Origin of the sequence: Bacillus sp. FSL M8-0063 (assembly GCF_038005545.1) — a bacterium.
Lineage (GTDB): Bacteria > Bacillota > Bacilli > Bacillales > Bacillaceae_G > Bacillus_A > Bacillus_A wiedmannii.
This window is the reverse complement of sequence record NZ_JBBOTJ010000001.1, coordinates 931,399-949,239: the sequence shown is the minus strand read 5'-3', so window position 1 is coordinate 949,239 and position 17,841 is coordinate 931,399. Positions and strand designations below refer to the sequence as shown.

Genomic DNA, 17,841 nt, shown 5'->3' with positions numbered 1-17,841 from the left:
TCCATCACTTCGCTACCTTTTTTCTATCGATTAAATAAAGAAAAATCTTCACTTTCTTTATTTGTAAATAACTGCTCAAATAATTTGGCAAATACCATTCCATACACAGTTCCATTACCTCCATACGGCAATGCGTAAAATAAATTATGTATCTCTTTGTCTTCTTTTAAAATAGGGAGACCATCATGACTACCGCCAAATGCTGCCGCCCAATAGTACTCTGCCTGTATATTCTTATACTGCGGGAACATCTCTTTTACAATGTTAATAAGGATATCACGCTTATGCAATAATTTCGTATCACCGATTGTTTGAATTTTCATCGCTTCATCTAATCCGCCTACAATAATACGGTTTTGATACGTTCGAAAATATAAGTAAGGCCGTGCTGTTTCCCAAATTAATGATTGTTCATGCCAGCCTTCAAATGAATCTACCTTATTTGTCACCACTGCATATGATGTTTCCACTGTTGTATTTTTTTCTTTCTTTCCGAAAAGTGCTTCATATCCTGTCGCCATAATAATATTCTTTGCTACAATTTGATTTCCTGTTTTCGTGTAACAAATTAAATCATTTTGGCGTTTTTTTATATGTATGGCCTCTGTATGCTCAAGTATAGTAGCTCCCATTTGATTTGCTTTATGCAAAAGGCTATGCGCTAATAAATACGGATTCACTTCGGCATCACCATGCGTATATAACGCTGCTTGTTTTATAAATGAATACTTCTTCTTCATATGTGAATCGGTAAAATATTCAACCGGGAATCCATAATGGCGTAACGTATTATATTCTTCTTGTAAAAACGATACATCCTCATTTCTACTTGCATAATACAAACTACTTCGTGGAATAAACTGGGGATCAATATCGAGAGTCGGTACAACTTGCTCCATTGTTCGTAACGCTTCGTAACATAGCTTATATGCTCGTACCCCTTTTTTTTCACCAAATGTATGGATAAGTGAGGTTAGCGGTTTATCATGAAGAAATTGTAGTAAACCTGTATTAGCAGCTGTGCTACCACATGCGATTGCTCGTTTTTCAATGAGCGTAACACGCATTCCAATTTTCGCTAACGAATAAGCTATATGAGCACCTGCTTCTCCGCTTCCGACTACAAGCACATCACATATCATATCATTTTCTAATGATGGATAACAAGGTATAGAAACTCCTGTATTCCAAAACAACTTACCAGTCATAAGTTTCATAATTATACTCCTAAAATATAAATTTCTCCTTTCTATCTTTTGTTATTTCCCATAAAAAAATCCAACTAACATACGCTAGTTGGATTTTTTATTTTTAATTAGAACGCTCCTCCAGCCAATTTCCAACCGTCGGATATGTTTGTTTTACCGCTGTTCCACCGTAAACGATCGACATATGTCCCGTTGGTAAACATACATATTGTTTATCTGTGCTAGAAATATGATCTAGCAAAGCTTCTACTTGGCATGGCAGGGCAATATGATCACGTTTCGCAGAAATATTTAAGACATTCGCCTTAATATTTGCAAGGTCTACCTTTTGTCCGCGAATAACGAGTTCACCTTTCACTAATTTATTATTTTGATAAAAATCACGAATCCATTGTCTATACGATTCACCTGGGAATGGAATACCGTCACCAACCCACTTTTGAACTAATTTCCAGCTTTCGACGAAGCGCTCATTTTCTGAACGATCGAGTAAAGCAACATATGGACCTACAAAGTTTGTAATTGGTTTTAACATCTTATTTCCGAAATCAATCATTTCTGGCGGAATATTTCCGAATGTATCAACCGCTTTATCTAAATTGAAGTATTTCTCATCTAATAAAGGACCGTATAATCCTGTTTCGGAGAAATCAAAAGGACTTGTCATAAAGATTAAGTTGCGAATTGGCATGTGCGGATGAAGTGCTGCATAAATAGAAGTTAGCGTTCCACCCATGCAATAACCAAGTAAAGAAATCTCGTCCGATTTCGCAGTTCTCATTACTTTCTTCACTGCTTTTGCAATATAATCAAACACGAAATCATCAAATTTCAAATGACTATCTTCTAAACCAAATGTGCCCCAATCAAGCATATACACATCAAAACCACGATCTACTAAATATTCCACTAAACTATTTCCTGGAGTTAAATCCATAATATACGGTTTATTAATAAGCGCGTATATTAATAGGATTGGAACTCTCTGTGTTTTTTCTTGTTTTGGAATGTAACGATACAGCTTCGTTTTATTCTTCGTCCAAATAACTTCTTTCGGTGTTAAACCAACTTGTGGTTCTGGTTCGCGTAATAAAACTTCGCTCGCTCTTTTCACACGGCGATATGCTTTACGATATTCTTCTGGGTACAACTCCAATTGCTTTTCCCATTCCGTTACGAATGTAGTCATTTTTCTATCTCCTTTTCGGTCGATTTATTTCTAAAAAAAGAAGTGCATTCCTGCTATGGATATGCACTTTTTTCTTACTTCATTACATGTATAATCCGCCGTTAATGTTTAATTGCTGACCTGTGATATACGCACCGTCACGGCATAGATATACTACACCTTTTGCAATTTCATCAGCTTGACCAAAACGTTTTTTCGGGATTTTCGCAACGATTTTTTGACGCACTTCTTCTGGTACTTCTGCTACCATTTCAGTATCAATAAATCCTGGGCAAATTGCGTTTACAGTTACATTTGTTTTTGCAAGCTCTAATGCTAATGATTTTGTAAATCCTAACATACCTGCTTTTGCTGCAGAGTAGTTTGTTTGTCCAAATCCACCAGCTTGGCCAATAATAGAAGAAATACTAATGATTCTTCCTTCTTCTGCTTCCGATATGTATGGAAGTACCGCGCTTGTTGTATTAAATACACTGCTCAAGTTCACGTCAATTACGCGCTCCCAATCTTCACGATTTAATTTTTTGAATGTACGATCTCTTGTAATACCAGCATTATTAACAAGAATATCAACTTTACCAAAATGATTCACAGCTTCTTCTACAAGTCTGTTTGCATCTTCTACTTTAGAAACATCCGCTTGAACTGCATAAACGTCATGTCCTTCTTTTCCTAATTCATTTACTAAGTTTTCAGCTGCTTCTTTACTGCTGTTATAGTTAATAACTACTTTTGCTCCCTCTTGTGCTAATGCTACTGTAATTGCTTTTCCAATTCCTTTTGCCCCACCTGTTACGATTGCTACTTTGCCATTTAATTGAACCATTTCTTTTCCCCCTTAAATGAATTTGTGAACGATTGTTATGAATCATTTTGGTACTCATATGAATAGAGTCCATATATTAATTATGTTTCGTTGTTTATATATGAAAAAGAGATTCTCCCTTTCCCTTTTGCACGTTATAAACAAACGCTATTATCATTTTTTATTTTCCGGCTTATTCGCAGGTTTTACTTCTTCTTTTGCAGGTACTTGTAGTTTCTCTAGTACTGCATTTTGCTTTTCTAGTAACTCTAAAATTTGATCAACTTTCGTTTCTAGCGTGCGAATATCTTGTTTTACTTTCGTAACATCACGCTTTAATGTAGGAGCTTGTCCTAATGAATCCACTTTCTCTTCTAGAATTTCCTCAATGTTATCAACTTTATTTTCTAAATTGATAACAAGCGTAGCTACTCTAGCGATATCCTCTCTCGTCGGCACATTCACCTGTTCTAAATAATTTTTTGTCGTATCATTTAATGCTTTTTGATAAAACAAATTCAAATCTAGAACGCTGCCCATCCAAGCAGAATATTCTTCTGTTTTAATTGTTTCATTGAGCGCTTTTCCCCAAAATGTTTCGGTTTGTTCATAAGCATTTTTCCATGCTTGCAATGGATCGAATTTTTGATCAATCACTTCGCCTACACTCCCTTTTTCGTTTTTGAAACAATTCAACCTATTCACTATTTTCTAATATTCTGAATAAAACTTCAAGTCTATATTTTATTTTTCTTTATTTTCCAATAAATGTGTTGACATTAAAAACAGATAGGTGTAAATTGCACTTATAAGCAAAAAATTCCATCTAACTGATTCATGAGGTGATGCACAATCATGCTACATAATGAACCAGAACACCCAGAAAGTTTGGAAAAAAACCAAGCGAAACAACCAAACTCCATGCCAAAAAACTTCTTAGTTCCTTTCTTACTTCTCTGTCTAAAAGACTGGAGTCTTCATGGTTACAAACTCATTCAAATGCTAATGGACATCGGCTTTTCTTCTGTTGACCAAGGTAATGTGTATAGAACACTACGCAAATTAGAAAAAGAAAACCTTATTTCTTCTACTTGGGATACAAGCGAAGGCGGGCCAGCGAAACGAATTTATTCTTTAACAGAATATGGAGAGCAATATTTAACAACATGTGCGACTTCTTTTGAACATTATCAAAATATGTTGCGGACGTTTTTTACGTTATACACCAATGCATTCTTTCCATTTTCTACTTCTCCAGAAAAGGATGAAAAGGATTCTTCATCTTCACCTGGTGGTACAGCAGAGTAATCTGCGTTCACAATATGCAAAAAAACATTTGGAGGTCAAACAATGGAAACTAAGCCATACGAATTAGTCGATGCATTTTGGAAAAACTGGTCTCAATCTCTTTCCCTCTTCTCTTCAGCTGGGAAACAATTAGAGCAACTTACTTTAGAAACTTTAAAACAACAACAAGACGCTTTGCATAAATTAACATCAGGAGTAGATGAACTAGAAAAAGAACTACAACAATTCACTGCTCAGTTCAATAACCAATATACAGATTACGTGAAGCAATTAACTGGAAACTCCTTAAATGATCAAATTAACGAGTGGCAAGGAAAATGGAATGAACTTTCTACTCAAATGCACCAACTTACTGTTTCTCCTACGAAAACATCTTTGTCTATTCTTACTCAAACTAGCGGTCAATTTGAAGAAACAACAAAACAATTTATCGAACAACAACAATTACAACGTGACGAGGTTCAAAAACAGTTAGATGTTTTTTTGGGAGAGTTCAAGTCCAAACAACTAGAACTCGCAAAGCAGTTCGAGGAAAACTCAAAAAATTTATTTACTTCCATCAAGTAAGAAAGATGTGGGAGCTAACTGCAGCACAAACAAAACTCTTTCTTCCTCCTACTACATCAAGATGGCTGGCATTTTTCGATATGGAAAAGAAGGAGGCCAAAATGAATCCATTTCAAGAAGCACAAACTGTTCCGGAGCTTCGTTATGATGAGATTCAAGTCGGTGATCAAGCATCCCTTACAAAAACTATTACGGATGAGGACGTTATTAATTTTGCAAAATTGACTGGAGATGTGAATCCTATTCATATTTTAGATTCTTTTGCAAAAACGACAATGTTTAAAGAACGTATTGCTCATGGCATGCTCGTTTCCAGTTTCATTTCGACGATTCTTGGAACGAAACTCCCTGGCAAAAACACGATTTATTTATCTCAAAACGTTTCATTCCGTGCTCCTGTCAAAATTGGTGATACACTTCGCGTTGTGGCAGAAGTCATTAAAAAACGAGACGATAAAAAAATCATTACGTTGCAAACAAACATATATAATCAATCCGGTGATATTGTCGTGGAAGGTACAGCGACAATACTGAAAAAAGAGTAGCAAATTTGCTACTCTTTTTTCTATCCAATAACTTCTAATCACACCGATTACTTCCGCGTATGAGTACGTCGTTTCCACATAAAATAACGTTACCAGTTTAGATAGGTACTTAGCTGAACTGGACTACTTATAAGGATGTGTATCAACATGGTAAAAACAAACAAATTACTAGTTCCAGGTGCAGAACAAGCGCTTGAACAATTTAAATATGAAATCGCACAAGAATTCGGTGTTAGCTTAGGTTCTAATACAGCATCTCGTTCTAACGGTTCAGTTGGCGGTGAAGTAACGAAACGACTTGTTGCTTTAGCTCAACAACAATTACGTGGATAATACTATACCATATGGCTTAGAGGCAGATATTCTCTGCCTCTTTCTATTTTTAACATACATAATCGTGCTTTTTCACATACTAGTAAGAGCAAACTGAAAGGAACGATATGTAACATGAAACGGATTAATATTAGCATGAGTCCTCCCCGTGTTCTTACTTTGTCTTTTATTATGTTATCAATTATCGGTACATGCTTATTAAAGCTACCAATTGCTACAACAACGTCTATTTCATGGCTCGATGCTTTATTTACAACCGTTTCTGCTTGTACGGTTACAGGGCTTGGTGTTGTAGACACAGGAAAAGTATTTACCTTATTTGGCCAATGTGTCATTTTAACGCTTATACAAGTGGGCGGACTTGGCATTATGAGCTTTGCCGTTTTAATTGCGATTATGCTCGGCAGAAAAATTGGTCTTCAAAACCGAATTTTGTTACAACAAGCGTTAAATCAAACGAACATTGGTGGCGTCATTCGTCTTGCCAAAGCATTATTTTTATTCTCTTTTACAGTCGAATGTATCGCTACTTTAATTCTTTCTTTTGAATGGGTACCAAAATACGGGATTGCTAAAGGGGTCTATTATAGCTTTTTTCATTCGATCTCTGCTTTTAACAATGCTGGTTTTTCTGTGTGGAGCGATAATTTAATGTCCCATTCTCATAGCATTCTTGTCAATCTCGTTATTTCCTCCCTCATTATTTTAGGTGGAATTGGTTTTACAGTAATCGTAGATATAAAAAGAAAGAAAAATTTTAAAAACCTTACATTACACTCAAAACTTATGCTCTCTTCTACTCTAATCGTCAATATTATTGCGACTGTTTTTATTTTTATATTCGAGTTCCACAATTCCCTTTCTATGAGAGAATTTACCCCATTTGAAGAAGGAATGGCCGCTTATTTCCAGGCGGTTTCAACTCGTACTGCCGGGTTTAATACAGTTGATATTTCTGCATTATCAAAGCCTTCCCTACTATTAATGATGCTCCTTATGTTTATTGGCGCTGGTAGTGCTTCAACCGGTGGTGGAATTAAGTTAACAACATTTTTAATCATGTTTTTTGGGGTGTTTAAATTTTTACAAGAACAAGATGATATTGTCGTTTTTAAAAAATCTATTAAAGATACTCTCATTGTCAAAGCATTGACCATCACTATTATTTCCATTTCATTTATCTTTTTTGCTATTTTAATTTTAAGTATTACTGAGCGAGTTCCTCTATTGATGAGTGCTTTCGAAGTATTTTCAGCATTTGGGACTGTGGGTCTCAGTATGAATTTCACACCACACTTAACTATGATCGGAAAAGCTATTATCATCTTTATGATGTTTTTTGGGAAAATGGGACCTTTAACATTGGCTTTTTCATTTGCACGTAAAAAGAACCGAAAAATAAAATATCCAAATGAAGATATTTTAACAGGTTGACAACCGTATAAATTATCCATATAATGAGAGTACAATAGCATATCTCCAAAGGGGAGTAGCGTCCAAGAATATTTCTTGGAAACAAAGTCGTCATTACGTAGAACTTAGTTCTTCCGGCTTTGTTGGCATTTTCATTACATATGTCTAGCAAGACCTTTGCCTATTAACGGCAGAGGTCTTTTTTGTATTAATTTCCAAATTCTTCCAAAGTTAATAGGCAGGAGTATGGGGAAACTAAATAGTGGGGAAATTCTTCACTTATTTAGTACTTATAGAAATGAGAGGAGAATGTACATGGATGTATCATTATTATTGGAGTATGGTTGGGTATTACTCATCCTAATTGCACTAGAGGGGATTTTAGCGGCTGATAACGCTCTCGTTCTTGCAATTATGGTAAAACATTTACCAGAAGAAAAACGAAAGAAAGCACTATTTTACGGATTAGCGGGGGCATTTGTTTTCCGTTTCGGATCGTTATTTATGATTTCGTTCCTAGTCGACGTATGGCAAGTGCAAGCAATCGGTGCCATTTATCTTATGTTTATCGCTGGTAATCACTTATTTAAAACGTATGTTAAAAAGAATTCGGATGAAGACACAGAAGAAAAAGAAGCAAAGAAAAAACAAGAGAACTTTTGGTGGACTGTATTTAAAGTTGAGGTTGCTGATATCGCCTTTGCAGTTGATTCAATTTTAGCTGCTGTTGCATTAGCAATGACTTTACCAAAAACAGGCTTAGGTACAATTGGTAGTCTTGATACTGGGCAATTCGTTGTTATCTTTGTAGGTGGACTTATCGGATTAATCATTATGCGATTTGCAGCAACTGCTTTCGTACAAATATTAAAACGTAAACCAGGACTTGAAACCGCAGCATTTTTAATTGTAGGTTGGGTTGGTGTGAAATTAGCAATTTATACATTAGCACACCCTGCATTAAATGTAATTCCGCATTCATTCCCAGAATCTACGCCATGGAAACTTACATTCTGGATTGTATTAGTTGGAATCGCAGTTGGTGGCTGGTTCTTCTCGAAAGAAGTAGAAGTAAAAGTAGAAAAGAATTTAGACGAAAAAGCGCTGTAATTACAGCGCTTTTTCTTTTTCCCTTCCCCCTCTCAATGTCCAGAAAAAATTCCATTATACTATCTTTTGTAAACGTTTTCTTGATCTATGTATGTCCTTTTTGTGAAACATTGCACAAACTTATTGAAACTAAGAACGATTCCATGTACTTTATTCATATAAGGAGTATTTATAGATGATGTACTAAAGGAGCGTATTACTCATGCTAGAACAAGGATTAGATTATGTTGTCAAACTGGCTAAGAGCAAAAAACAAATGCTAGATACAAACCCGATGCAATATTTCATTCGTGCCGCACTTGCGGGTATTTATATCGGTTTTATTATTGTACTATGTTTTAAATTAGGTAACTTTTTTCACATTGCAGATTCACCAGCAACTTATTTAGCTGCTTCTATGTTTTTCGGAATTGCTCTCGTTCTTATTATATATGGCGGTGCTGAATTGTTTACTGGAAACACAATGTACTTCACTGTAGCAACTTTAAGAAAAGAAACAACGATTTCTGATACACTTCGTAACTGGTTCGCTTGTTATGCAGGGAATTTAGCTGGAGCTTTATTCTTTGCCTTACTATTTTATGCAACTGGAATTTTCGAAGCAATTGATCACGGCCATTTCATGAATAAAGTAGTAGAAGGAAAAATGAATACACCTACAATGCAATTATTCTTTAAAGCAATTTTATGTAACTGGCTTGTATGTCTTGCGTGTTTCTTACCTTCTCAAGTTAAAGGTGATACAGCAAAAATTATGATGATGATGCTACTCGTTTTCACATTCTTCTTATCTGGTTACGAGCATAGCATTGCAAACTTATCACTGTTTGCTCTATCTTTAGTTTCACCGCATCCGGAGACAATTTCTTTTGCAGGTGCTATTCATAACTTAATTCCAGTTACAATCGGTAACATTATTGGCGGGTCCGTCTTTGTCGGTATGGTATACCATTACTTAACAAAAAAAGTACCTGACGTGAAACAAGAAGAAACTGAATTAGTAGCAGCTCAACAAGAAGAAATCATTCCGTTACAAGCACATATGAAACATTAAAAACTCCAAAGTTTTACTTTGGAGTTTTTAGCTCCCCACATATTTAACAACAAGGTGCGGATTAATTTCTCCTTCTTCCTTTCCCTTATTAATTCTCTGTTTCATCTTGTGCATACCGATGACATCATTCGTATGAAGGTGAATTTCATTTACATATAAACCCTCTTTACAAAAAGCCTCTAGAAAATCTAATCCATTTCTTTCCCCCCCATCCCATATTAAAATCAAGGGAAAGAATATTCACATCATAATCCCGAACCATGTGCAAAGCACATTCTACTGTAGTGGCGGGCACATACCCGTACGGACAACTTCTTTGATCATCCATATATACATTCATTTTCTATCCCCTCTCTATTTTATATACGTGACCAACATGTAACATATTGCTCCAAGACTAATAAAAGGACCGAACGGAATTTGGCTCCTCATTTTCATACGTTTTAATACTATACCAACTCCAAAGAAACAAAGACTAAAGCAAGATGCTAAAAATAAAATCATAAAAATCCCTTTCAGTCCCACTATAAATCCAAGTAACGAAAGTAATTTTATATCCCCTCCACCAAGCCCTTCTGGATATATCTTTTGCATGCAATATAACAAAATGAATATAACGCCACTACCAACTATACTATCTGTCCAAGTCACTAACGGTACAAAAATACATTCTAAAATGAGTAAACAGGCAAACCAAGCTAAAATACGATTTGGGATTAACATATATATGTAATCTGTAACTGAAATAATAAGAAGTAGCGAAAATAGCGATAAAATGATGATAAGCTCTCGTTCCACCCCAATCATATATACAGTAAGAAAAAATATCATTCCGGTTACAAGTTCAAATACTACGTACAAAATTGAAATTTTCCTCTTACAATTCGTACAACGTCCCCGTTGTATACAAAATGAAATGATTGGGATCAATTCTTTTGGCTTTAGCACATACTTACAATAATGACAATGTGAACGAGGGGTAATGATAGACTCACCTAGCGGCACTCTCATCGCAATTAACATAAAAAAAGAACCAAACACCATCCCCACTAACAATGCATATAAATAAGTGAACATCCCTTCCTCTCCTTTCCAGAAGAACATAGCAAAAAAAGGAGAGAAATTCTACTTCATATTATTTCTATTCTATTAAAAAAGCAGGCCATTTTCTGGCCTGCTTTCCCCTCTTTTATACGATGAAATATACTGCTTTTAATGGTCCGTGTACTCCGACAACAAGATTCATTTCAATATCTGCCGAGTTACTAGGTCCTGTAATAAAGTTAATACAAGATGCTACTGCCTCGCCATTTTCTACACGTGTGTTCATATCCTGAACAGCTTGTGTAATACGAGACACAAGTGTTTCACGTGGAATAATAGCAAAGTAAACAGTTGGTAAAAAGTGTAAAGAACGACCTTGACCTTTATGACTTTGTACAACAATCGTACCAGATTCAGCTAAAGTATAATCACTAAATGCGATTCCAATATTCGCTCTTTCTGCGATACGCATATTCTCTTCTTTTTTCTCAGGATCCCATACATTCACTTCAACATTTTGCTTTGGAAGCTCTTCTTTAAATAAAGAAGTCAATCCATAAGAATCAAAACGTTCATCTGCCGATAACATAATAGGTCCCCCGCCGTTTTCCACGATTACTTTTTGAATATCTTCACGTAAACGGTCGTTTGTCGTTTCCACTACAGTTGTATGAATGTTTGTACATTGATTTTTAAATACTTCTAACAATTCTTCTTGTGAATAATCTTTTAGCGTTTCTACATTCACATTACTTTTCCATGCTGGGCGCTTTACGCCTTCCGTTTTCCGCTCACGTCCAAGTTCTTTTGCAATATTATCTAGAAAGGACTCACGGTTTTGAATTAATCCTGTCATTATTTGTCCCCGCCTTTCTTATGATCTTTATACCAATCACGGAATCGTTCTTTACTTGGAGCCGGGAATTCACGAATATCTGTCCAGTTTTTAAGTGGCCCAACACCTTTTGATACACGGTTGCCAGATGTAAATGGACTCATTGCTGCTGGCGCCATTTTTGATCCCATTTTATATAAAGCTGCTGAAGATGCACCCATACTAAACATTTTCATTGCTAATTTTTCTGCAAGTGGTGCACGTCCTTCTTGCTCAACAATTACTTGACGATGTTTTAATAATAAATCATGCAATGGTATTTTTACTGGACAAGCTTCTGTACACGCTCCGCATAAACTAGAGGCATATGGAAGCTCTTTGTAATCATCATATCCGCCTAAAAGTGGTGTTAATACCGCACCGATTGGTCCTGAGTATATAGAACCATACGAATGTCCACCAACGTGACGATATACAGGACATACGTTAACACAAGCAGCACAACGGATACATTGCAATACTGAGCGGAATTCAGATCCAAGAATTTGAGAGCGGCCATTATCAACAACAACTAAGTGGAATTCTTCTGGTCCATCTACTTCCTCTTCTTGAATTGGTCCCGCTACAGTTACATAACTTGTTAATTTTTGCCCTACTGCACTACGACATAGTAAACCAACTAAAACATCTAATTCTTCCATTGTCGGAACCATACGTTCCATACCCATTACTGCAATTTGAGTTTTCGGAATCGACATAACAAGATCGGCATTACCTTCGTTCGTTACTAAACAAAGAGAGCCAGTATTTGCAACTGCAAAGTTACAACCTGTCACACCAATTTCTGCATCCATAAATTTCTCACGAAGTTGTTTACGAACAAACTTTGTCATTTCATATGGATCATCAGAATTTTCATAGCCAAGCTTTTCTTTAAATACATCACGAATTTGCGTTCTGTTTTTATGAAGTGCGGGCGCAATAATATGTGAAGGTGGATCGTTATCAACTTGCAAGATATACTCTCCTAAGTCACTTTCTAACACTTCACAACCAATCTTTTCAAGGGCATGATTCATACTAATTTCTTCAGTTACCATTGATTTTGATTTTACAACTTTCTTCGCTTGTTTCTTTTTTGCAACGTCTTGAATATACTTTGCTGCTTCCTCTTTCGTTTTCGCAAAGTACACATGTCCGCCTCTTTTTGATACATTTTCACTTAACTGCATTAAGTAATAATCAAGATTTTCTAACGTATGTTGGCGAATTTGTTCACCTAGTTCACGCCACTCTTCCCAGTTTCCTAATTCGTCCGCTGCTTTTAAGCGATTCGTATATAAGCGCGTTTGCGCAGAAGATACTGCTCCGCGCATAAAAGAATCTTGAATTCCATCGCCAACGCGATCATTAAATTTTTTCTCACTGATTTTCATAGACATAGCTTATGTTCCCCCTTCATGAGCGACTATTTAGTACCTCAGCAATATGCATTACTTTTATTTCTTTTCCTAAACGCTCAATACGTCCGCCAATGTTTAACAAACACCCACAATCTGCACCGATTAAATAATCAGCACCTGTTTCCATTGCACTATCTACCTTTTCATCTACCATTTGCTCAGAAATTGGAGTCATCTTCACTGAAAACGTTCCCCCAAACCCACAACAATTTTGTTCGTTTGGCAGTTCTCTCACAGTTAATCCTTTTACGTTTGATAATAAAATTCCTGGTGCCTCTTTTACTCCAAGCAGGCGTGTCATATGACAAGATTTATGAATAGTTGCTATCCCTGGTAAGCTTGCACCAACATCTGTCACTTTTAAAACATCTACAATAAATTGTGTAAATTCATATGTTTTATCGGCAACCTTTTGTGCACGTTTAGCCCACTTCGGATCATCTTTAAAAACATGCGGATACTCATGAAACATTGTCGCACAAGAACCAGATGGTGTAACGATATATTCTGCATCTTCGAAAGTTTCAATCATATGTTTCATCGCTTCTTTTGCTGCTTCTACATGGCCGCTATTATAAGCAGGCTGACCACAACAAACTTGTGCTTCTGGAAATTCAATTTCACAACCTAAACGCTCCAACACTTCAACTGTTGCTTTGCCGACGTTTGTTTCAAACATATCGACTAAACAAGTAACAAATAAAGTAACTTTCATAATTATTACTCCCCCTTTTTACAACTCCACCAACAAACATATGGTCATCAGATGACTAAGGAAAGAAGAAGTAGGCTCAACCATGGCCTACCCTCTCCCCCTTCTAAAGAAAACGCTTACTTAATCTTTCTCTATTTTATCAAAAAATTTGATTTTTAAAAGATTAAATTACGAATTTATATCGTTTTTACCTGTGACAATATGTTCTACATTTGTTAAATGATCTAGCATTGCTTGCTGCGCTAATTCTACATCTTGCTTTAACACTGCATCATATATAACTTGATGCTCTTCTATAAGTCGTTCTGATGTTGTTTGTTCACCATATAAAATAATGCGTCTTGATTCACCAATCGTTTCAGCAATCATCTCTGAAACGTGATTCATGAGTTCAAGCAAAATGTTGTTATGCGAAGACTCCGCAATTCCCATATGGAACTGAAAATCTGCTTTTTCGCCAGCCTTTTCATCTCCAATGCTCTTTGCCATTTCATCTAACCAATGCTTCATATTTTGCAAATTATCTTCCGTACGTTTTGCCGCAGCTGCTCGAACTGCCCCCACTTCAAGCACCTTTCGTACTTCTAATAAGTTCAAAATATCTTCTTTCTTCATTAATAATTTATTGTTTAATGATTTTGTTAATGAAGAAGAATCGAAATTCTTCACATATGTACCTTCTCCTTGTTTCATCTCAATTAAGCCCATTGCTCTTAGCGCACTTAGCGCTTCACGAACAGCAGATCTACCAACTTGAAACTGCTCAGCTAATTGATGTACAGGAAGTAGTTTGTCACCAGGTTTTAACGTACCATTTTTAATCATTGTTAAAATAGCTTCAGATACTTCTTCGTAAATCTTTTTCGGTTTAATAGATTTGTACTCCAGTTAAATCACCTCAGTATCTTCCAAACAACAATTGAAACGATTTATAAGAACTTTGCATCATAACTATTTTAGAACGAATTGGTAAGAAGTACAAATGTTTTGTTCATAAAATCGTCAAATTTTTAATATTTATTTGATATCAATTTATATGTATTCCTCTATTCATTTGTACTCATGAAGAAAAGCATGTCCTTCACGTTAGAACATGCTTTCTTCAACTTGTATTTTCAATTTAATACTAACCGTCGTTCCATGCCCTTTTTCACTTTCAATTCGCCACTGTCCATCATGTATATGAACAATTTGTCTGACAATGGCAAGGCCTAAACCTGTTCCACCATGTTGACGACTTCTCGCTTTATCAACGCGGTAAAAACGTTCACCAAGATTTTCTAAATGCTCTGTTTCAATACCGATTCCTGTATCTTTTATGTTTAATTCACAGTAATCATCTATCTGCCTGAGTGTTATCATAATATCCCCGTTTTGATTTGTATACCGTATCGCATTATCTAACACGTTATGAAGCACTTGTTGCATGCGATCCTCATCAATCATTACAATGATTTCTGGATTTAAATTTGTTGAAATACGAATTTTCTTTTCTATAAACTTAATCTCATACGTATCTAACACATCTTCAATCAGTTGTGAAAAAACGATAGGTTGTTTCTTTAACGGAAAATGTTCACCTTCTAATTGTGCTAAATCTAATAAATCATGAACGAGACGCTGCATACGACCCGCTTCTTTATGAATGAGCTGTGTTACTTTTTCCTGTTGTGGTCCCTTCGCTACGCCATCTAAAATAGCTTCACTATATCCTTTTATATAACTAAGCGGTGTTCTTAGTTCATGCGAAACGTTAGCTAAAAATTCCTTGCGCTTTACGTCTTCTGTCTCTAAAGAATTTGCCATTTTATTAAATGCTTTTCCTAATCGTCCAATTTCATCTTCAGAAGAAATTGTAATCCGTTCTGAGAAATCTCCCGTAGCCAAATGATTGGCAACTCGTTCCATTTGCGAAAGCGGTCTCGTAATAGCAATAATAATCTTTCTACCAATCCATATTGTTAGTAAAGTCATAGCAAGTGCTAACGGTGCTAAAATAAGGCCCATATCATATATTAAGTCTTTTATACTTTTTAAAGGAATATAAGAATATACAATGCCAACTAACTTTTTATTTTCTAAAACAGGGATGACAACCCCCATAATATTTCGGTCAAAATGTTCCTCATACCCTATCTTTGTCACAGTTTTTCCATCTAATAATGCTTGCCTGTCCCCTTCACTTATAAGAGAATGATGATGCACATCAAAAGGTAAACACGCGCTTAAATCACGCGGATTAGATACGAAAAGAACATCTGAACTAGATATTTGATCAAATGCTCTTACTTTCTCTTCAAAAGTTGCTATTCCTTCACGCTTATCATATTGCGCAGCAAGACGCTTGCCTTCCATTACTAATGAATCTTTTAAATTATCAACGTATAGTTTTTCATACGAGTATAAAGATACAAAATAAAGAAAGGAAACTGTTACACATACTGCACATACTACTGTAAGCCAAAGCTTCTGTACCATCGTAAACATACGTTACACCTCAAATTTATAGCCTACACCCCAAACCGTTTGAATGTAGTTTCCACTTTCTCCAAGCTTCAAACGCATCGTTTTCACGTGCGTATCCACTGTTCTTGTACTTCCCGCATAATCATATCCCCATACCTTTTCCAGCAATTGTTCCCGGCTAAATACTTGTCCCGTATGTTGGCAAAGAAAATAGAGTAAATCAAACTCTTTTACTGTAAGAGAAATCGGCTCACCATCAGCCTCAATCTTCCTACTTTTTTCATTAATAAGGATCGGTCCAAACTGAATCTCCTCTTGTTGCTCTTGCTTTGTATACCGTCTTAACACAGCCTCCATACGAGCAATTAATTCTCCAGGACTAAATGGCTTTACAATATAATCATCTGCTCCCATACGTAAGCCGTTCACCCTATTCCACTCTTCACCTTTTGCTGTTAAAAATATAATTGGTACATCCGACGTTTTTCTAATTTCTTTACAAACTGAAAGTCCATCCATCTCTGGCATCATAATATCTAATACAACGAAATCATAATGATTCGTCTCTAATTTTTTTAGCGCCTCTTTTCCATTTTCAGCTTCTCCCCACTCGTATCCAAAATTATCTAAGTACATTCCAACAAGCTGCCTCATATCACTTTCATCATCTACAACTAGCACCCTATATTTACTCATTGTCCTTCCCTTCCCTCTCTATGAGTTGAAACGGCCCTTTTCCGACTTTAATTGTTTGTTTTATTTTCAAACTCTTCATATCCATGACGCACACTTCATCACTATCATAGCTTGCTACGTATCCTTCTGCTTCGCTCTTCAAAAATGCAAATGGATTCGATCCTACTTCTACAGAAGCAACCTCTTTATACGTGCTAACATCAAACTTTCTAAGCGTATTCGAACCGTGACTTAATGCAAATACATACTTATTATCCTTCGTTATATTCACAGGCATAAACGGAGCATGTAAAGAACGTACCATTTCTCCGCTCTGCAATGAATACACTAATACTTTTTCATTGACTTGATTTCCATCACCATGTCCGCCAATCCATATTTCTTTCCCATCTGGGCTAATTGTCGCTCCCGTTGATGCTGGGGGAATCATAAAGGATTGTATCACTTCTTTTTTCTTTGTATCAATGGTCGTTAGCTTCGTATCATAAAAGTTTAATACAGATAACTGGTTATCGTGCTCTACCATCGTTATTGGTCCTTTTCCTGTTGATACACTCCCTGTCTCTTTCCCTTTTATCGTAAAGAACCTTACCTTTTGAGCAGTTTGATCGGCAGCAAATAATTGTTTTTTATCCTCGGATACAATCACATTTACAATGCCTTTTCCAGTTTTATATTTGTCCACTTGCCTTCCTTCTGCTAGTGAATATACATACATGTACTCTAACTGCTTGCCATATACAAGTATGTCCTCACCGTTTGGAAGTAGTGCAACTCCTGCCATTGGTTCATTAAGTTCCCATGTCGTAATTAACTTTTTAGTTTTTTCATCAACAAAACTGATACTACCTTCTTTTATATTCGTTGTTATAATAACACTTTTCTCTTTAGCAATCGGTGTATATGAACTTCCTTGACACCCTACTAATAGAAATAAAAAACAGAGAAGAAAAACATACTTTCTCAAAAGATTCCCTCCATCTTCGGATGATTTCGTTATAATTGTAAAATAACAAATAAATGTGTGGAAAGTGTGAAATTTCCCTTTCTTACTGCATTTACATATATAATGTACAACAAATAGAATTTG

Annotated in this window: 19 protein-coding genes, 1 pseudogene and 1 riboswitch; of the genes and pseudogenes, 7 read left to right on the top strand and 13 right to left on the bottom strand. The window is 35.9% G+C overall.

The window, feature by feature from the left end; translation table 11 throughout:
* Nucleotides 1-23 precede the first annotated feature (23 nt).
* From MKX31_RS04835 to phaR, 4 genes are all read right to left on the bottom strand, one after another.
* A complete protein-coding gene (locus tag MKX31_RS04835; protein ID WP_064476734.1) occupies nt 24-1,217 on the bottom strand; it encodes an NAD(P)/FAD-dependent oxidoreductase in 1,194 nt (397 codons plus the stop codon).
* Between the two features lie 94 nt (nt 1,218-1,311).
* The gene (phaC, locus tag MKX31_RS04830; protein ID WP_000206842.1) at nt 1,312-2,397 is read right to left on the bottom strand and encodes a class III poly(R)-hydroxyalkanoic acid synthase subunit PhaC; all 1,086 of its coding nucleotides are present in this window, start codon (nt 2,395-2,397) and stop codon (nt 1,312-1,314) included.
* A gap of 82 nt (nt 2,398-2,479) precedes the next feature.
* Nucleotides 2,480-3,223, bottom strand: a complete 744-nt coding sequence (locus tag MKX31_RS04825; protein ID WP_000250411.1) for an acetoacetyl-CoA reductase — start codon at nt 3,221-3,223, stop codon at nt 2,480-2,482.
* Between the two features lie 153 nt (nt 3,224-3,376).
* A complete protein-coding gene (gene phaR, locus MKX31_RS04820; RefSeq protein ID WP_000566955.1) occupies nt 3,377-3,859 on the bottom strand; it encodes a polyhydroxyalkanoic acid synthase subunit PhaR in 483 nt (160 codons plus the stop codon).
* A gap of 198 nt (nt 3,860-4,057) precedes the next feature.
* On the opposite strand from phaR, the gene phaQ reads away from it, so the two are divergent.
* The 7 genes from phaQ to MKX31_RS04785 all read left to right on the top strand — a co-directional run bounded on the left by phaQ (nt 4,058) and on the right by MKX31_RS04785 (nt 9,532).
* On the top strand, nt 4,058-4,510 hold the full coding sequence (gene phaQ, locus MKX31_RS04815; protein ID WP_000903018.1) for a poly-beta-hydroxybutyrate-responsive repressor: 453 nt from the start codon (nt 4,058-4,060) through the stop codon (nt 4,508-4,510).
* A gap of 42 nt (nt 4,511-4,552) precedes the next feature.
* On the top strand, nt 4,553-5,077 hold the full coding sequence (phaP, locus tag MKX31_RS04810; protein ID WP_000448584.1) for a polyhydroxyalkanoic acid inclusion protein PhaP: 525 nt from the start codon (nt 4,553-4,555) through the stop codon (nt 5,075-5,077).
* 101 nt (nt 5,078-5,178) lie between these two features.
* On the top strand, nt 5,179-5,622 hold the full coding sequence (locus MKX31_RS04805) for a MaoC family dehydratase (RefSeq protein ID WP_001067917.1): 444 nt from the start codon (nt 5,179-5,181) through the stop codon (nt 5,620-5,622).
* A gap of 147 nt (nt 5,623-5,769) precedes the next feature.
* Nucleotides 5,770-5,955, top strand: coding sequence for an alpha/beta-type small acid-soluble spore protein (locus tag MKX31_RS04800; protein WP_000241212.1), 186 nt, complete (start codon nt 5,770-5,772; stop codon nt 5,953-5,955).
* Between the two features lie 114 nt (nt 5,956-6,069).
* Nucleotides 6,070-7,389: a TrkH family potassium uptake protein gene (locus tag MKX31_RS04795; RefSeq protein ID WP_000822343.1), complete on the top strand. Its 1,320-nt coding sequence runs from the start codon at nt 6,070-6,072 to the stop codon at nt 7,387-7,389.
* 38 nt (nt 7,390-7,427) lie between these two features.
* Nucleotides 7,428-7,593: riboswitch (yybP-ykoY riboswitch) on the top strand.
* A 90-nt stretch (nt 7,594-7,683) separates the two neighbouring features.
* Complete coding sequence (locus tag MKX31_RS04790) at nt 7,684-8,478, top strand: TerC family protein (protein WP_000383306.1); 795 nt, start codon at nt 7,684-7,686, stop codon at nt 8,476-8,478.
* Nucleotides 8,479-8,680: 202 nt separating this feature from the next.
* Nucleotides 8,681-9,532, top strand: coding sequence for a formate/nitrite transporter family protein (locus MKX31_RS04785; protein ID WP_000893044.1), 852 nt, complete (start codon nt 8,681-8,683; stop codon nt 9,530-9,532).
* A gap of 27 nt (nt 9,533-9,559) precedes the next feature.
* Here MKX31_RS04785 and MKX31_RS04780 read toward each other — a convergent pair.
* The 9 genes and pseudogenes from MKX31_RS04780 to MKX31_RS04740 form a co-directional block, all read right to left on the bottom strand.
* Nucleotides 9,560-9,872, bottom strand: a pseudogene (locus MKX31_RS04780) (cyclic-phosphate processing receiver domain-containing protein).
* 14 nt (nt 9,873-9,886) lie between these two features.
* Nucleotides 9,887-10,609 carry a prepilin peptidase gene (locus MKX31_RS04775; protein ID WP_000495729.1) on the bottom strand — a complete coding sequence of 241 codons (723 nt, stop codon included), beginning with the start codon at nt 10,607-10,609 and terminating at the stop codon, nt 9,887-9,889.
* Between the two features lie 112 nt (nt 10,610-10,721).
* On the bottom strand, nt 10,722-11,432 hold the full coding sequence (locus MKX31_RS04770) for a LutC/YkgG family protein (RefSeq protein WP_340980185.1): 711 nt from the start codon (nt 11,430-11,432) through the stop codon (nt 10,722-10,724).
* Nucleotides 11,432-12,853: a LutB/LldF family L-lactate oxidation iron-sulfur protein gene (locus MKX31_RS04765; protein ID WP_064476738.1), complete on the bottom strand. Its 1,422-nt coding sequence runs from the start codon at nt 12,851-12,853 to the stop codon at nt 11,432-11,434. The genes MKX31_RS04770 and MKX31_RS04765 overlap by 1 nt, the downstream gene beginning before the upstream one ends.
* 16 nt (nt 12,854-12,869) lie before the next feature.
* Entirely contained in the window at nt 12,870-13,589 is a 720-nt protein-coding gene (locus MKX31_RS04760) for a (Fe-S)-binding protein (protein WP_000869144.1), read from the bottom strand.
* A gap of 168 nt (nt 13,590-13,757) precedes the next feature.
* Nucleotides 13,758-14,447: a FadR/GntR family transcriptional regulator gene (locus tag MKX31_RS04755; protein ID WP_254913065.1), complete on the bottom strand. Its 690-nt coding sequence runs from the start codon at nt 14,445-14,447 to the stop codon at nt 13,758-13,760.
* A 228-nt stretch (nt 14,448-14,675) separates the two neighbouring features.
* Complete coding sequence (locus tag MKX31_RS04750; protein ID WP_064476739.1) at nt 14,676-16,076, bottom strand: sensor histidine kinase; 1,401 nt, start codon at nt 16,074-16,076, stop codon at nt 14,676-14,678.
* A 3-nt stretch (nt 16,077-16,079) separates the two neighbouring features.
* Nucleotides 16,080-16,751, bottom strand: coding sequence for a response regulator transcription factor (locus tag MKX31_RS04745; protein ID WP_064476740.1), 672 nt, complete (start codon nt 16,749-16,751; stop codon nt 16,080-16,082).
* On the bottom strand, nt 16,744-17,718 hold the full coding sequence (locus tag MKX31_RS04740; RefSeq protein ID WP_088048355.1) for a YVTN family beta-propeller repeat-containing protein: 975 nt from the start codon (nt 17,716-17,718) through the stop codon (nt 16,744-16,746). Before MKX31_RS04740 ends, MKX31_RS04745 begins: the two co-directional genes overlap by 8 nt.
* Nucleotides 17,719-17,841 lie beyond the last annotated feature (123 nt).

What these genes read in the sequence shown, in the direction of transcription:
- MKX31_RS04835 (WP_064476734.1), bottom strand. Translation starts at nt 1,217, where the DNA reads ATGAAACTTATGACTGGTAAGTTGTTTTGGAATACAGGAGTTTCTATA.
- phaC (WP_000206842.1), bottom strand. Translation starts at nt 2,397, where the DNA reads ATGACTACATTCGTAACGGAATGGGAAAAGCAATTGGAGTTGTACCCA.
- MKX31_RS04825 (WP_000250411.1), bottom strand. Translation starts at nt 3,223, where the DNA reads ATGGTTCAATTAAATGGCAAAGTAGCAATCGTAACAGGTGGGGCAAAA.
- phaQ (WP_000903018.1), top strand. Translation starts at nt 4,058, where the DNA reads ATGCTACATAATGAACCAGAACACCCAGAAAGTTTGGAAAAAAACCAA.
- phaP (WP_000448584.1), top strand. Translation starts at nt 4,553, where the DNA reads ATGGAAACTAAGCCATACGAATTAGTCGATGCATTTTGGAAAAACTGG.
- MKX31_RS04805 (WP_001067917.1), top strand. Translation starts at nt 5,179, where the DNA reads ATGAATCCATTTCAAGAAGCACAAACTGTTCCGGAGCTTCGTTATGAT.
- MKX31_RS04800 (WP_000241212.1), top strand. Translation starts at nt 5,770, where the DNA reads ATGGTAAAAACAAACAAATTACTAGTTCCAGGTGCAGAACAAGCGCTT.
- MKX31_RS04795 (WP_000822343.1), top strand. Translation starts at nt 6,070, where the DNA reads ATGAAACGGATTAATATTAGCATGAGTCCTCCCCGTGTTCTTACTTTG.
- MKX31_RS04790 (WP_000383306.1), top strand. Translation starts at nt 7,684, where the DNA reads ATGGATGTATCATTATTATTGGAGTATGGTTGGGTATTACTCATCCTA.
- MKX31_RS04785 (WP_000893044.1), top strand. Translation starts at nt 8,681, where the DNA reads ATGCTAGAACAAGGATTAGATTATGTTGTCAAACTGGCTAAGAGCAAA.
- MKX31_RS04775 (WP_000495729.1), bottom strand. Translation starts at nt 10,609, where the DNA reads ATGTTCACTTATTTATATGCATTGTTAGTGGGGATGGTGTTTGGTTCT.
- MKX31_RS04770 (WP_340980185.1), bottom strand. Translation starts at nt 11,432, where the DNA reads ATGACAGGATTAATTCAAAACCGTGAGTCCTTTCTAGATAATATTGCA.
- MKX31_RS04765 (WP_064476738.1), bottom strand. Translation starts at nt 12,853, where the DNA reads ATGTCTATGAAAATCAGTGAGAAAAAATTTAATGATCGCGTTGGCGAT.
- MKX31_RS04760 (WP_000869144.1), bottom strand. Translation starts at nt 13,589, where the DNA reads ATGAAAGTTACTTTATTTGTTACTTGTTTAGTCGATATGTTTGAAACA.
- MKX31_RS04750 (WP_064476739.1), bottom strand. Translation starts at nt 16,076, where the DNA reads ATGTTTACGATGGTACAGAAGCTTTGGCTTACAGTAGTATGTGCAGTA.
- MKX31_RS04745 (WP_064476740.1), bottom strand. Translation starts at nt 16,751, where the DNA reads ATGAGTAAATATAGGGTGCTAGTTGTAGATGATGAAAGTGATATGAGG.